Source organism: Aeromonas sp. (assembly GCF_050252055.1).
Lineage (GTDB): Bacteria > Pseudomonadota > Gammaproteobacteria > Enterobacterales > Aeromonadaceae > Aeromonas > Aeromonas caviae.
The window spans coordinates 1-14,251 of record NZ_JBFWLQ010000011.1; the positions used below are offsets into that span (position 1 = coordinate 1).

The 14,251-nt window shown below is 56.8% G+C and carries 11 protein-coding genes; 4 read left to right on the top strand and 7 right to left on the bottom strand.

Going from position 1 to position 14,251, the window contains the following annotated elements; genetic code table 11:
* The first annotated feature begins 539 nt into the window (after positions 1-539).
* Both AB7E19_RS17485 and AB7E19_RS17490 read left to right on the top strand, forming a co-directional pair.
* On the top strand, positions 540-1,187 hold the full coding sequence (locus AB7E19_RS17485) for a hypothetical protein (protein WP_427936065.1): 648 nt from the start codon (positions 540-542) through the stop codon (positions 1,185-1,187).
* A gap of 282 nt (positions 1,188-1,469) precedes the next feature.
* Positions 1,470-1,820, top strand: coding sequence for a hypothetical protein (locus tag AB7E19_RS17490; RefSeq protein ID WP_408785498.1), 351 nt, complete (start codon positions 1,470-1,472; stop codon positions 1,818-1,820).
* 480 nt (positions 1,821-2,300) lie between these two features.
* Here the strand turns inward: AB7E19_RS17490 and AB7E19_RS17495 are convergent, their stop codons facing one another.
* Positions 2,301-2,927: an HAD family hydrolase gene (locus tag AB7E19_RS17495; RefSeq protein WP_427936068.1), complete on the bottom strand. Its 627-nt coding sequence runs from the start codon at positions 2,925-2,927 to the stop codon at positions 2,301-2,303.
* A 164-nt stretch (positions 2,928-3,091) separates the two neighbouring features.
* Here AB7E19_RS17495 and AB7E19_RS17500 point away from each other — a divergent pair, with 164 nt between their 5' ends.
* Positions 3,092-4,456 carry an MDR family MFS transporter gene (locus AB7E19_RS17500; protein WP_324045812.1) on the top strand — a complete coding sequence of 455 codons (1,365 nt, stop codon included), beginning with the start codon at positions 3,092-3,094 and terminating at the stop codon, positions 4,454-4,456.
* Between the two features lie 66 nt (positions 4,457-4,522).
* Here the strand turns inward: AB7E19_RS17500 and nifJ are convergent, their stop codons facing one another.
* The 3 genes from nifJ to AB7E19_RS17515 form a co-directional block, all read right to left on the bottom strand.
* Positions 4,523-8,065: a pyruvate:ferredoxin (flavodoxin) oxidoreductase gene (nifJ, locus tag AB7E19_RS17505; RefSeq protein WP_427936070.1), complete on the bottom strand. Its 3,543-nt coding sequence runs from the start codon at positions 8,063-8,065 to the stop codon at positions 4,523-4,525.
* Positions 8,066-8,437: 372 nt separating this feature from the next.
* Positions 8,438-9,208, bottom strand: coding sequence for a substrate-binding domain-containing protein (locus tag AB7E19_RS17510; protein ID WP_161470110.1), 771 nt, complete (start codon positions 9,206-9,208; stop codon positions 8,438-8,440).
* 151 nt (positions 9,209-9,359) lie between these two features.
* Positions 9,360-10,385: a hypothetical protein gene (locus tag AB7E19_RS17515; RefSeq protein WP_202042885.1), complete on the bottom strand. Its 1,026-nt coding sequence runs from the start codon at positions 10,383-10,385 to the stop codon at positions 9,360-9,362.
* 622 nt (positions 10,386-11,007) lie between these two features.
* Here AB7E19_RS17515 and AB7E19_RS17520 point away from each other — a divergent pair.
* Positions 11,008-12,423 (top strand): PLP-dependent aminotransferase family protein, encoded by a 1,416-nt coding sequence (locus AB7E19_RS17520; RefSeq protein ID WP_319905797.1) that lies wholly within the window; start codon positions 11,008-11,010, stop codon positions 12,421-12,423.
* Between the two features lie 24 nt (positions 12,424-12,447).
* Here the strand turns inward: AB7E19_RS17520 and AB7E19_RS17525 are convergent, their stop codons facing one another.
* The 3 genes from AB7E19_RS17525 to yqfB all read right to left on the bottom strand — a co-directional run bounded on the left by AB7E19_RS17525 (position 12,448) and on the right by yqfB (position 14,242).
* Positions 12,448-12,840 (bottom strand): DUF1622 domain-containing protein, encoded by a 393-nt coding sequence (locus tag AB7E19_RS17525; protein ID WP_322131908.1) that lies wholly within the window; start codon positions 12,838-12,840, stop codon positions 12,448-12,450.
* Positions 12,841-12,901: 61 nt separating this feature from the next.
* Positions 12,902-13,822 carry an alpha/beta hydrolase gene (locus tag AB7E19_RS17530; RefSeq protein ID WP_322131907.1) on the bottom strand — a complete coding sequence of 307 codons (921 nt, stop codon included), beginning with the start codon at positions 13,820-13,822 and terminating at the stop codon, positions 12,902-12,904.
* Between the two features lie 87 nt (positions 13,823-13,909).
* Positions 13,910-14,242 carry a N(4)-acetylcytidine aminohydrolase gene (yqfB, locus tag AB7E19_RS17535; protein ID WP_042014549.1) on the bottom strand — a complete coding sequence of 111 codons (333 nt, stop codon included), beginning with the start codon at positions 14,240-14,242 and terminating at the stop codon, positions 13,910-13,912.
* Between the last annotated feature and the right edge of the window lie 9 nt (positions 14,243-14,251).

Below are 14,251 nucleotides of genomic sequence, written 5' to 3' on the forward strand. Positions count from 1 at the left end.
TTTCTCGTTGGTGGTCATACGGTGACTCCGGATAACACGGTAGGGGTACCGTTTTGTTATCCGGTTTGAAGCCGTATGACCACTCCCTTTTGTGGGCAACTGTCAGGTGAATACCATCTCCATACAGCTCATATCTTTGATGTTTTTAATATGCAGCTTGCTGAATCACTCTTTCTCACACTTCACTGAAAATCCTGTTGTAAAGGGAGGGGATGGAAAAATACAAGTAATCCCTGATCGTAAATCTCATATCCATATCGCCATATCGCAGAGTTTCCCTCTTCCAAGGCTGGATTCAGGAGCCAAGATGCTTCATATTGGTTTCATCGATATCAAGACTACCGGATCAACGGCGAGTGCTGCTAATGTTGCCAGCATTACATAGGAGGTGACGAGGGTTGCAAAGACGGTGCGTTGCAACATGAGATGTTGGGTCTGGAATACATACCAGAACGGTAAAATCAGTGATAATACTGTAGGTCATGAACAGGACCCATGGCGATCATGACAATAGATGGCCCACTTGAATGACAAGGCTGGTGAAGACGTTGATGACTAATATTAATGTTGTATGCACGTTGGATGTTTCAAAAGATAACGAAACGTATAATCTCAGTGAAAATTCTCAAATGGTTAATTTGAAGGTAGCTGCCGTTCGATGGCAGATACCTTCTCGAAATCGCCTTGAAGCACGAATTAAAGTTTTAAGGTTTATTTTTAGTCTTATTGTTAAAAAAATACCTGGATTTAAGTTGTGGTGTGTTGTTGGTGACTCAGTTTGGCAAAGTGATACACGGATTATAAGACACAATAAACTTTTTAAGAGATTAAAGGAACGAGGGGTAGAGATAAGCCACACAGCTTGCTTTTTGGAAGAACAAGTAGAATCAGATGGAAAGTTGAAGTTATTTGGTGCTGCTCAATTATCTGAGTTGTCAATTGAGTCAGTGGTGAGTTTGATGGAGGAGGAATCATGCTCCTATCTTATTGCTGTGCCAGAAGAGTTTGATGTTCATGCGTTAATATGCCGAGGGTGGAATACTAGTGAATTGATAGATACAAGGTTATTGTGCGAGATTGTTAAAAATAATGGTCTGGTTCTTAAAATGGCTGGTGCCTTTGATGATCCAGAGTCAGGGTTCGTCGGAATAGGAACGCCAGAGATGGTGAAGGTATTATTTGCGTAATTTTATAAGAGAGTCAAGGAAGAGAGCCGGGTACTTATGAAAGGTATGGTGACGGACTTCGCCTTTGTGGGCACCAGATGTGCGAATTTTTATACAGAGATATGGGCAGATCTAAAATCTTGACCATGTGGGTAGTCGAGATTTTGTGAAGAGAGTATGCAGAAGTGCATTGATTTATGGTTTAATATTTTCATAAGTATAGATAATTATCTTGGAAAATTTGAACTCTTCTTAAATGTGATGTCAGGATGTTTTGGGTGGTGTCAAAATTAGGGATTGATTATGTCATATCGTGATGCACTGAATGAGGCTATTCAGCATTGGAACTCAGACTCCATAGAGGATGAGTGGTTTTTTGAAAAGTTTAGAGATGATGCCATCGGCAAAATGAGTCCATCTGAAGCATTTTGTTTTATAAGTGAAACTATCGAATTTTTAATCAGGGAAGATGATGAGTCTACCGCTTGCGAAATATTGCAAACGATTATTGGTCTTGCAAGCAAAAGCCAAACAACTGAAGTGCCGAATGCTCTTGTCGAGAATAGGGAAGTAATTGAAAGCCAGTTTTGTCAGAGAGGTGAGTACTCAAAAGGTAAGCTTGCAGAGCTGTTTAGGTATTATAGAATTTCGTGATGGAATTATGAAGCGTCAACCTTTCATAACGAGAAGCAGCTTTCCGAGTAGCTGACGAAAACGTAAGGGAACGTTTTGAGGTTATCTGGTTTGATGAACATTAAAATACTCATTATTTCCCAGGGGTTTAGACGCATTTTATAGTGCGTGTGGTGGTGTGAAGTTATTTTTGGTCGTGACTATGTCATGGAGAAAGTTAGTCTGGATAGATTTTTTATCTAACCCACTAATACTGCCAGAAGGATGGGGTATAAGACGTACCTAGATATGACAGTTTAGATGACTGGTATATCATCGCGAAAGCAGGGCCTTAAATAAAATGTCGATTGACCTATATAAAAGTTGTATGGGTACAATGAGCACAGGTCTAGGTATCATCCGCATCACATGGCCTTGAGAACATCAAGCTAATGATTCGAGATATAGAAGCGCCTCCTTTGTGGAGGCGTTTCTATTGGTGGTCAGGAACGTTTACTCATACTAGCGCGGGTAAAGTGCGCCCTGATCGACCAGCAAGGTGGTCATGCCGGCGGCCTTGCCCGCCTGAATGCCTATCCGGGTGTCTTCAAACACTAGGCAGTTGGCCGGGTTGGCGCCGAGCTGCTCGGCCACTTTCAGGAAGGTGTCCGGGTGGGGCTTGTGATTGACCACATCATCGGCACTCACCAGCACGGAGATGAAGGCATCGAGCCCGGTCTGACGCAGGATGTGCGCCGCATGTTCCCGGGTTGAGCCGGTGCCTATGCCCATGGGCACCTTGCCGTGGTAATGCCTGACCAGCTCCCACATGGCGGGAAACACCCGGACGTCGTCGATCCGTGCCAGGTAGAGGGCCACCTTGCGCCGGGCAAAGGCTTCCACGTCGATGGTCATCCCGTGCTGCTCTGCCAGCATGGTCACTATCTTGCGGGTGGGGATGCCGCCGTACTCGTTGAGCTGTGCCCGATCAAACGGCAGGCCGAACTCGGCACTGGTGATTTCCCAAGCATCCAGGTGCAGAGGCATGGAGTCCACCAGGGTGCCATCCATGTCGAAGATCAGGGCGTCGTACTCGTCGAATCGGGGCTGTTCACTCTGGTGATGATCGCAGGGGGATGACTGGGGCATGGGGGGCGTCCTCTTCGGCAAAGACTCACCCTAGCAGATCCGGCTCGCAGATGTCGCGACCTTCATCATGGTTGGCAGTGGTTTTGACCATCGGCTAATGATTTATGAGACAATAATGTGCCTTGCACCCCCTGTGCCGATATCTCACATGAGCGAGCCTGCCTATGTCCCCCAAAACCGTCTTCTCGAGCGTGGCCCTGGTGATCGCCCTGGGCTCACTGGAAAAGAGCATCGTCACCACGCCCTTGCCCATCATAGGGGTTGAGCTGAACGCCGGTGCCGCCCTCACCTGGGTAGTGACCGCCTATCTACTGGCGGCCACTGCGGCCCTGCCCATCTATGGCAAGTTGAGCGACATGTTCGGCCGGGTACGCATGCTCAACATCGGTATCGGCCTGTTTCTGGCGGGATCCGTGGCCTGCGCCCTGGCCCAGGATCTGCCGACCCTGCTGGCCGCCCGCGTACTGCAAGGGTTGGGGGGCGGGGGGCTGATCGCGCTCGCCTTCACCGTCATCGCCGACTGTATTCCGCCACGGGAGGTGGGCAAGTATCAGGGGTATATCTCGGCGGTCTATGCGGTCTCCAGCATCGCAGGCCCGCTGCTCGGTGGCTATTTTACCGAGCAGCTCAGCTGGCGCTGGATCTTCTGGATAAATCTGCCGCTCGGTGCCATCGCCCTCTGGCTGGTGAACCGCAATCTGGGTCACCTCAATGTGCGTCGCCACAGCCGCTTCGACTGGAAGGGAGCGGCACTGCTGATCACGGTCACCACCCTCACCCTGTTGCTGCTCTCGCCGGAGGCGGCCTTGCCCGCCGTCTGGCTCGCGGCTGCGCTGGGGGCGGCCTTGTTGCTGCTGATCCTGGTGGAGCGGCGGGCCCACGACCCCATACTGCCGGCCCACCTGGTGCGCCTGCCGGGTTATCTGGTGAGCGTGCTGCTGGCGCTGGCCTCGCAGCTGCTGATGTTTGCCGTGCTGGTCTACCTGCCGTTGCAGATGCAGTGGCAAAAGGGGATGAGTGCCAGTGACAGTGGCGGGATCATGGTGATCTTCATGGTCTGCATCACGGCGGGGGCCTTCGTCGGCGGCAAGCTGATCGGTCGCACCGGTTACTACAAGCGTTTCGTGGTGGCAGGTTTTGCCCTGGCAGCGCTGGCCCTGTGGCAGATCCACTTCGACCTCTGGGCCAGAGTGGGACTGGGGTTTGCCGGATTGGGGCTGGGTCTGGTGCTGCCGGCGCTGTCGGTGGTGGTGCAAAATGCCCTGCCGCGGGAAGATCGCGGCATCGGCATGTCCCTGTTCAACTTCGGCCGGGAGCTGGGTGGGGCGGTCGGGGTGGCCATCTGCGCAGTGTTGTTCCATGCCGCCCTGCCAGCGGGCAGCAGCCCCAATCTGGTCAGCCTGAGCCCGGCCGAACTGGCACCCGGTTTCAGCGCCACCTATATCGGCATGGCGCTGATCGCCACCGCCGCCCTGCTGGTCACCTTGCTGGCATTGAAGCGCCACGAGCTGGCCAGCAAGCACGCCTGATGGCGATATCACGGATAGCAAGAGGGCTCCCCATGGGGAGCCCTCTTTGTTGGTGGGTTTGCGTTTCTACTCCTGGGCCGGCGCCTCCTTGCCCGCCAGCTGGCTCAGCCAGGCGAAGCGGCGGTTGGCATCCTCCTGCGCCTCTTCATAGAGCCGGCTGGCCACCTCCGGCAGTTGGCGGGTGAGGCGCTCGAAGCGTGGCTCCTGCTGAAGGGTGTCGGCGAGCGATGCGCTGGGGGCCCGGGAGTCCAACGCCAGCGGCGCCTTGCCCTCCTCCTTGCGACGTGGATCGTAGCGGTAGAGCGGCCAGAAGCCGGTGGCGGTCAGCTGCTTCATCTGCTCGTGGCTCTGGGCCAGATCGTAGCCGTGCTCCTCGCAGGGGCTGTAGGCGATGATGAGCGACGGACCCGGGTAGGCTTCGGCCTCCTGGATGGCCTTCACCGTCTGGTTCATCTGGGCGCCGAGGGAGATCTGCGCCACGTAGACGTGACCGTACATCATCACGTTGGCGCCAAGATCCTTGCGCCCCTTGCGCTTGCCCTGCTCGCCAAACTTGGTGATGGCGCCGAGCGGGGTGGCCTTGGACTGCTGGCCGCCGGTGTTGGAGTAGCACTGGGTGTCGAGCACCAGCACGTTGATGTTCTCCCCCAGGCTCAGCACGTGATCGAGCCCGCCGTAGCCGATGTCGTAGGCCCAGCCGTCGCCGCCGATGAGCCAGACCGATTTCTCCACCAGGTAGTCTGCATCACGTGCCAGCTCCTGGGCCGCGGCGTCGGTGCGCCCCTGCAGCAGTACGCGCAGCTGCTCGATATGGGCGCGCTGCTCGGAGACCGGCAGGCTGGCGTCTTGCAGCCCCTGTTGCAGCCCGGCCGGGACGGCGTCCCCCAGACTCGCCAGCAGGCGGCGTACCCGCTCGCGATGCTGATCCACGGTGAGCCGGAAGCCCAAGCCAAACTCGGCGTTGTCCTCGAACAAGGAGTTGGCCCAGGCCGGCCCGCGCCCGTCAGCGTTGGTGGTGTAGGGGGTGCTGGGCAGGTTGCCACCATAGATGGACGAGCAGCCGGTGGCGTTGGCGATCAGCAGCCTGTCACCGTAGAGTTGGGTCAGCAGCTTGATGTAAGGGGTTTCGCCGCAGCCGGAACAGGCGCCGGAGTATTCAAACAGCGGCGAGATGAGCTGGGAGGTGCGAATGTCGATACGCTCCAGCTGCTCGGCACTGCGCTCGGGCAAGTCCAGGAAGAAGTCGTAGTTCGCCTTCTGGGCCTCGAGGTGATCCAGCCTGGACTCCATGTTGATCGCCTTGCGGCTCGGATCGGTGCGATCCTTGGCCGGGCACACCTCGACGCAGAGGTTGCAGCCGGTGCAATCCTCAGGGGCCACCTGCAGCACATATTGCTGACCGCGCATGTCGCGGGCCTTCACATCCAGCGCGTCGAGGGTGTCTGGTGCGTCAGTCATGGCCGCCTTGTCCACCACCTTGGCGCGGATGGCCGAGTGGGGGCAGGCGGCCACGCAGTAGTTGCACTGGGTGCAGAGATCCGCCTGCCAGATCGGCACCTCCTTGGCAATGTTGCGTTTCTCCCAGCGGGTGGTGCCCACCGGCCAGGTGCCATCGGGCGGGAAGGCCGAGACCGGCAGGCTGTCACCCAGCCCCGCCAGCATGGCGGCGGTAACAGTCTGAACAAAGTCCGGTGCCTTGGGTGAGACCACTGGCGGACGGGGCCGGCTGGTGGCCTCTACCTCGCCGAGAGGGACAGGGGTCAGGGCTGCACAGGTAGCAGCCAGTGCGAGCCAGTTACGCTCAACCAGCACCTGTCCCTTGCTGCCGTAGCTCTTGGCGATGGCCTCCTTGAGCAGCCGGGTTGCCTCTTCAAGGGGCAAGATGGCGCTGAGCTGGAAGAATGCCATCTGCATCACGGTGTTTATGCGGTTGCCAAGCTGGCAGTCGCGGGCAATCTTGGCGGCGTTGATGGTGTAGAGGCGGGCCCTTTTTTCGCGCAGGGCGTGCTGCACCTCGAGAGGAAGGCGACCCCAGATCTCGGCCTCGTCATAGGGGCTGCTCACTAGGAATATGCCCCCCGTCTTGAGCCGCTCCGCCATCGGGTACAGGTCGACGAACTGCCACTGGTGACAGCCGACGAAGTCCGCCTCGTCCACCAGATAGGCTGATTGCAGCGGCCGTGTCCCCACCCGTAGATGGGAGACGGTGAGGCCGCCTGCCTTCTTGGAGTCGTAGACGAAATAGCCTTGGGGATAGAGGTCGGTGTGATTGCCGAGGATCTTGATGCTGTTCTTGGCCGCCGAGACGGTACCGTCGCTGCCGAGGCCATAGAAGAGCGCTTCCAGTTTGAGGTGGCTGGATGTATGAACTGACTCCACCAGCGTTGGTAGCGGCAGCGAGAGGCCGGTGACGTCGTCGAAGATGCCGACGGTGAAGCGCGGCCGCGGGTTATCCAGTGCCAGCTCGTCGAAGATGGCTTGCACGCAGGCCGGGTTGAACTCCTTGGAGGATAGGCCGTAGCGCCCGCCGATGACCCGCGGCAGGCTAGCGCGATCCCCTTGGCTGACAGCTTCGGCCAGGGCGCTCATCACGTCCAGATAGAGGGGCTCGGCCAGGGCACCCGGCTCCTTGGTGCGATCCAGCACCGCAATCTTGCGAGCGCTTTCGGGAATGACCGCCAGCAAATGTTCGGCCGAGAAGGGGCGGTAGAGCCGCACCTTCACTAGCCCCACCTTCTCCCCTTGTGCAAGCAGCCGCGCTATCACTTCCTCACAGGTGCCGATGGCAGAACCCATCAGCACCAGAATCCGTTCCGCCTGCGGATGTCCTACATATTCGAACGGACGGTAGTGTCGGCCTGTCCGCTCGCCGAAGGCCTGCATTGCCTCGCTCACGTGGTGATAGCCCGCGTCATACCAGGGGTTGCTTGCCTCCCGGCACTGGAAATAGGTGTCCGGATTGGAAGCGGTACCGCGAATGACCGGCTTGTCGGGAGTCAGCGCCCGTTCCCGATGGGCACGGATAGCCTCCACCGGCAGCAGGGCGCGCAAGGTCTCGTCATCGAGCGGGGCTATTTTAGTGATCTCGTGAGAGGTTCGAAAGCCGTCGAAGAAGTGGATGAAGGGCAGCCGGCTGTTGAGGCTAGCCACTTGGGAAATCAGGGCGAAATCCTGTGCCTCCTGTACGTTGCTGGCACAGAGCATGGCGCAGCCGGTCTGGCGCACCGCCATCACGTCAGAGTGATCGCCGAAAATTGACAGGGCATGGGTTGCCACGGTGCGCGCCGCCACGTGGAGCACGAAGGGGATTAGCTGACCCGCCAACTTGTAGAGGTTGGGGATCATCAGCAGCAGCCCCTGCGACGAGGTGAACGAGGTCGCCAGCGCCCCGGTCTGCAGGGCGCCGTGTACGGTGGCGATGGCGCCTCCCTCCGATTGCATCTCCACTATCTTGGGCACATCGCCCCAGAGATTGGGATGTCCCTGGCTCGACCAGGCTGACGAGTGTTCTGCCATGGCGGAGCTGGGGGTGATGGGATAGATGGCGATGACTTCGCTGGTGCGGTATGCCACCGAGGCGACCGCGTTGTTACCGTCTGTTGTGATCATCTCAGGTTCCATGTCCAAATCGGGATTACCTCGCTGGCTCTCGCTGTCACTTTGATCCTCACGCGGCAGTATCATCCCCTCCCTCAAGAGGGGAATATTCAATAGCATCATCAAGGATGAACAATATCAGAGGGAATGCTGTACTGATCGTGATGAAGTAATGCAATGGATGAACGAATAATGAATGACTTATGATGAAACATGTCAAAGTTGAACATTCCCCGACTGACAAAATAGCTGTCTGGTCAACTCAAACTGGTAGTGAATAGTCACTGGTTGAATATTTTATCGAGTTAGTGGATAGATACCCCTGCGTCCTTGCAGAGGTTGGAGTTTAAAGTGGTGGAGATGAATGCCTACAAGCTGTTGATATCAGAACTTGTCAGACCAACCCAGTTGCTGGAATATCTGCTTTGATTTTTCTCCTTTCAGATATTCTGCAAATTGTTGGGCATCCTTGTCAGGATTATTCTTGAGAACGATGTTGACATCACGGTAAACCACGAATTTATCTTCAATCTTGACGACATCACCAAAGTCCGGATTGCTCTTTGCCCAGTCAATCCAGGTTACCCAGGCATCGACACGGGGATCTTCGAGAAATGCCTTGCGGGCACCACCGCTGTTTGGCGTGTATTGCACGATATTTTTCCTGAACTTGGTCACCAGACTGATATCGCCGGTGCGGCCTATCATGTCTTCCCATACCCCGGTGCCCGATGTATTGCTGACGCCGGCTCCTTCAGGTACCACTATGCCGATGCCTGGCTTGGTCAGGTCAGTCAAACCCTGAATATTTTTGGGGTTGCCTTTTTTCACCAAAATGATAGCGGGACGAAGATAAAGAGGCTCAATTTTGTTGATATCGAACGCCTGCTTGTGTGCTGTCGCGATAGCCAGTGCAGATTGTTCTGAGGCACCAAACAAAATATCGGCATTTTTCTTGGCATTGTCATTCCAGGAGCCTTGGGGACCGAAATGCACGTTCACCTTGGTCCCTGTCTCCTCTTCAAAGGCTTTGCCAACCTTGATCAAGGCAGTGTGTGGCCCACCCGGGCCATATAAGTTGACGTCCGCCAGGGTGGAATAACTGGTCAACATGGTCACCAATGCGGAAGCAGTCATAAACACATATTTATTCATTTTTAACTTTCCTTTGTGGTTGTTAGTCTCATCGTAAAGGACCTGTGATTCACCAATAAAATTTCAATATAAACAGAAATAAATATTCTTTTATCCAACACAGAGATCACTTGTCAGGTCGGATTTCATATATTGAATATGCGAAACAGCCTCATATTCTGACGCCGCACATGCCGGCAATGATGGCGAGCGCGAGCAGGGCGGCGCCACCCAGCCCGGTGTACCACAACAGGTTTATACAACGCTTTGCCGCTCCGTGAGCCTCGAGTACCACCCGCAGCCCGGCCAGCAGGTGCGTCAATACAAAGAACACACCGAGGGTGTAGTGCGGCACCAAACGGATATTCCACGGATCCATCAGCAGGCCCGTCTCGCCACCAGTAGCAAAGCTCCAGTCGGTTGGAATGCCGAGAAAGCTGCGGGCATAGATAAACACCGAATTCATATGCCCGAGTACGAACACCGACAGGTAGACACCAGAGGCAATCTGGAAGGTGGTCAGCCAGCGATGCCAGATAGTGCTCCATCGCCAGGCGAGATACAGGCCTGAGCAGACCTGGAAGAGAAACGCCGTCACCAGCAAGGGTTCGACAACGCTGGACCGGTAGACGGTGCGACCCGCCTCCATGACCTGGGCGTGGAGCTCGGGGCCGACCAGTCCGGTCAGGTGATTGGCCAAGTGAAAGAGTACATAGCAACAGAGCAGCAGTGCGCTGATGCCATGGGCGACGCGCCAGCGTCCCAGTCCGCTCACGGGACGGGCCTGCGTTTCAACTGTCTGGCGCGATTCCCATCCCAGCAGCATGGCGCCAACCCAGAACAGGCACCACACCAGGGCGTCGGGCAGGGGACTGCCGACGATCGCCTGCACGACACCGAGAAAGACATAGAGGCTGGGGGCCGCCACGCTCAGATAGGCCAGTCGACGCATACCTACCGTGATGTCGCCTCGATTGGCGACGACAATGCCCACCAAGGGGACGGCAAAGGCCAGCAACAACGAGAGCAGAGTACCGGGCAGGCTGGCGGCGCCGTTCAGTCCGATGAACTTGTTGAAGATCATCAACAGAAACGGATAGCCAAGCGCGGCCAGGGGGGGGAGAAGGGACGGTATTCTCAGAGCTGGCGCCGGTATGGTATCGCCGCTTTCATTAACGGCCTTGGCTGGTTGGGGCATTCGGAAATTCCTGTATGGGCGGGCTGAAAGCCACGGTTACTTCGGGGTATTCAGTCAATTGGGCGCCCGGCATTCATGGTGAGCCACCTGATATAGCCGCTTGTTTCTTGAGCTATATCAGGGAGGATTGCATCGGGTAGTCCATATGTTCGGTCTTCTCCATGCATGGCATGGTAGGTGTCTGCCGTCAGGGTAGGAAAATAGGTTGCCAGATGACAGGGGCAAGAATGGCAATATCGAGTAGTCCATACAAATTAAAGGGAGTATGGGTTCTCTTTTGACGCTCGCGCTCTTTCCTGCAGGAAACAGTTTTAACAGAGCAGAAGCCTTAGTGGTGCAGTCGAACACGAACGAAAAGCTATTCATTAGCGGCTTGACGGATCCTTCAAGGTTGTATAGCGTTTGCTCTATTCTTCAGGCCGTAGTTGCGTCGATATGAAATGGCTTGGTGTTATTGCCTAGTGCTCCTCCATGAGTGTCTCGGGTGGATGAATGATCGTGATTAAACAGTGCGGAATTCATACAGGGAAATAATTCTGAAGATAAACAGTGATGGGCCCATTGATATATCACCCTCAGTTCCTGTTATATTTCCGGCAGCGATATTCAACGGGTCACAACTATGGATAGGCAACTACTGATCTTCAGCAGAGAGGAGGCAACACCACTCTATCTGCAGATATATCAGCGATATTGTCAGGCCATCGCGAGCGGGGCTTTGAAGGAGGGCGATCGTGTTCCCTCTGTGCGTAGCCTAGCCTGCGAACTCAATCTTGCTCGCGGTACGATCGAGATGGCCTATCAGATGTTGATTGCCGAAGGCTATTTTATCTCTCATGGCGCAGCAGGAACGACAGTTGCCCCCGGCTTGTCACGGCTTATGGAAGAGTCGTCCCCCCTCCCAGCTCCTTCAGCCTTGGGGTCAGCCACGGGAACAACCCCAATTCGCAACGAGATGCAGCCGTTTCAGATCGGCCTGCCAGCGCTCGATCTCTTCCCGCGCAAGACCTGGGTGCGCCTTGCTTCCCGCCATCTGCGCAACCTGGAGATGACGACTCCGGATCCAGGGGGACACCTGGCCTTACGACGTGCCATTGCGAGCTATCTCGGGATCTCTCGGGGGATCCACTGTCAGCCGGAGCAGGTGTTCATCACAGTGGGGTACCGTGGCGCACTGGACCTGATTGTCCGAACCCTATTTCAACCGGGCGACCTAGGTTGGTTCGAAGATCCTGGTTACTTCCATGCCCGCCAGTTTCTGGAACAGTCTGGGCTGGTGCTGAATCCTGTCGCCGTCGACGAGCAGGGAATGGACGTACAGCAAGGGGAGCGTCAGGCTGGCAAGGCTAGGTTCGCAGTAGTGACACCTACCCATCAGAGCCCGATGGGGTGTGCACTTAGCCTGCCTCGTCGCTTGGCCCTGCTGGATTGGGCAGAGCGAAACCAGGCCTGGATCATTGAAGACGATTACGACAGTGAGTTCCGTTACCATGGTCGCCCTCTTCCTACCCTCAAGAGTCTGGATCGACACGGGAAAGTGCTCTACACGGGTACTTTCAGCAAATCTCTCTATCCAGGCCTGAGGATGGCCTATCTGGTGGTACCCGAAGGGCAGATCCAGCGTTTTCGCGATCAGGTAATTCACTTGCCTGGGGCGGGCAATCCGGTGTTGCAAGCCACGGTTGCGGACTTTATGGAGCAGGGGCATTTCACCCGTCACCTGGGCAAGATGCGCAAGGCCTACGCCCAGCGCTATGGCTACCTGGCGCAGGCGTTGGCCTTGCACCTGGGAGACAGGATCCAGGTACTGCCCCGGGCTGGTGGTATGCATCTGTTGGCACGTCTTACGGGGACGATGGGCGACAAGGAGTTGGTAGCCGCCGCCGAGGCGGGCGGGTTGGCGCTGCATCCCTTGAGCGAGTGGGAAATCAGACCTGGCGCGTTTCGTGGTGTCTTGATGGGGTTTGCCAACTTTACAGCGGCGGAACAGGCGAACGTGGCGGTGGCGCGCCTTGCCGCCCTCTGGCCTGTGGATTGACAGATCAGTTAAGCCTGCTTGTCGTCAGAAAGGTCTTTTAGGAACAGGATGGCGGAGCTTGGTCTTCTCGGATTGCTGGCGCTCGGCCTGGGCATCGAGCTCCTTGCCGAGGAAGTAGTTCAGGAAGGTGCGGATGACCGCGATGATGGCGAGGCGCACCAGCTCCTCCTTGCTCGGTGCCACTGTGGTGGCCAGGATGTCGGCGGCGAGCTGGAACTCCAGCGCCAGGATAAGCCAGCTGCCGAAGCAGAGGCGGATACGGGGAAAGCCGGGCTCGTGATCCCGCACTCTGGCCGCCAGCCAGAGGGTCTTGCCAAGGCCGATGACCACGCAGGCGATGGAGATGATCTCCAGCAGCAGCTGGAACAGCTCCACCCCGTGCATCATGCCCTCTTTCAGGCTCGCTATCTCGAACACTCGGGTTACCTCCATGATTCAAAAGAGACACTTTTAACACGGCTTGGGGGCCGGTTCCAACTCAGAGTCTTCTGAGCATCATGGCTATCTGGTCGATGAGCTGACGAGCGGCAGGGCTGATGGCCGCCAGTTGGAAGTAGCCATGAATGACGCCATGCTGCCGCTGGCAAGTGGCATCGACGCCAGCCTGCACCAGCTTGCCATACAGGGCTTCCCCTTCGTCGCGTAGCGGATCATATTCCGCCGTGACGATATGGGTCGGCGGTAATCCTGACAGGGCGGGATGGTGGAGCGGGCTGGCTTCGGGATGGCTGGGGGGCAGGCTGCCCAGGTAGGCGTGAAAACCGCTTGCGAGCATGTCCCGGGTAATGAGGTAGTCGTCACCGAGATCGCGGTAGCTTTGGCTCTCGCAGAGGGCATCCAGCATGGGATAGAGAAGCAGCAGGGCCTTGGGCAAGGGGGCGCTGGCAGCCTTGAGCCGCAAGGTGGTGACCAGGGCGAGATGACCCCCTGCGCTGTCGCCGGCAATGGCGAGACGTGCCGGATCCCCATGCCATTTCTCCACCTCGGCCATGATGGCCCGCGTGGCGGCCAGCGCATCGTTGTGAGCCGCAGGATAGGTGTGTTCCGGGGCGAGGCGGGTGTGTACGGCGAAGATCAGGGCGCTGGCCCGGTTGCACAGCATCCGCATCTGGCGATCGTGGGTCTCGAAATCCCCGCTGACAAAACAGCCGCCGTGAAAATAGATCAGCACCGGATACGCGGGGTCCGGTTTGTCTGCGGGCCGATAGCAGCGGATGGCGTGGTGATCGGCCTGCCACTCTTCGATGGCGCCCACCTCTTCCCGCTCACCGCCCAACAGGGCAGAGGCTAGGTAGCCGTCACGGCGCGCCTGCCAGCTCAGCTGGCTCGCCTTGGGACGACCTGCGGCGATGAAGTCTGCCACCATGGCTGCGATGGCCGGTTCGAGTTGTTTTTCCATAAGACACCAATGACTGTATATAAAAACAGTCATTGTGCGCTTTTGGCCCGTGAGCGCAACCGGCGTTAGCTGAGGCAGCTCACAAAATCAGGCTTCAATCAGCACGAATTCAATCACATAGAGGGGCGGCAGTGCGGGGTAGATATCGCGGATCACATCTTTAAGCTCGGGGAGGGTCATGTTCTCCTGACGGGCGTGCTCGTCGCTCAGCGCCTCGAAGGCGACCGCCTTGACCGAGATGACCTCAATGGTGCCAAAAGGCTGGTGTTCCGGGTTGGTGAACAGGGCCAGGCGCTGGCCGGGCCGCCAGTTTGCCTCGCTCTCGTCGCGGATGGTGATGGTCTTTCGGCCAGCCTGGATGTCGGCGACAAAGCGGCTGAAGAAGGTGAATGCCGGGTAGGCCGGGGTGTGCTGGGTCATGTCGTCTCC

Bases quoted from the DNA above. Each gene is read 5' to 3' on its own strand.
- AB7E19_RS17490 (WP_408785498.1), top strand. From the start codon at position 1,470: ATGTCATATCGTGATGCACTGAATGAGGCTATTCAGCATTGGAACTCA.
- AB7E19_RS17495 (WP_427936068.1), bottom strand. From the start codon at position 2,927: ATGCCCCAGTCATCCCCCTGCGATCATCACCAGAGTGAACAGCCCCGA.
- AB7E19_RS17500 (WP_324045812.1), top strand. From the start codon at position 3,092: ATGTCCCCCAAAACCGTCTTCTCGAGCGTGGCCCTGGTGATCGCCCTG.
- nifJ (WP_427936070.1), bottom strand. From the start codon at position 8,065: ATGATCACAACAGACGGTAACAACGCGGTCGCCTCGGTGGCATACCGC.
- AB7E19_RS17510 (WP_161470110.1), bottom strand. From the start codon at position 9,208: ATGAATAAATATGTGTTTATGACTGCTTCCGCATTGGTGACCATGTTG.
- AB7E19_RS17515 (WP_202042885.1), bottom strand. From the start codon at position 10,385: ATGCCCCAACCAGCCAAGGCCGTTAATGAAAGCGGCGATACCATACCG.
- AB7E19_RS17520 (WP_319905797.1), top strand. From the start codon at position 11,008: ATGGATAGGCAACTACTGATCTTCAGCAGAGAGGAGGCAACACCACTC.
- AB7E19_RS17530 (WP_322131907.1), bottom strand. From the start codon at position 13,822: ATGGAAAAACAACTCGAACCGGCCATCGCAGCCATGGTGGCAGACTTC.
- yqfB (WP_042014549.1), bottom strand. From the start codon at position 14,242: ATGACCCAGCACACCCCGGCCTACCCGGCATTCACCTTCTTCAGCCGC.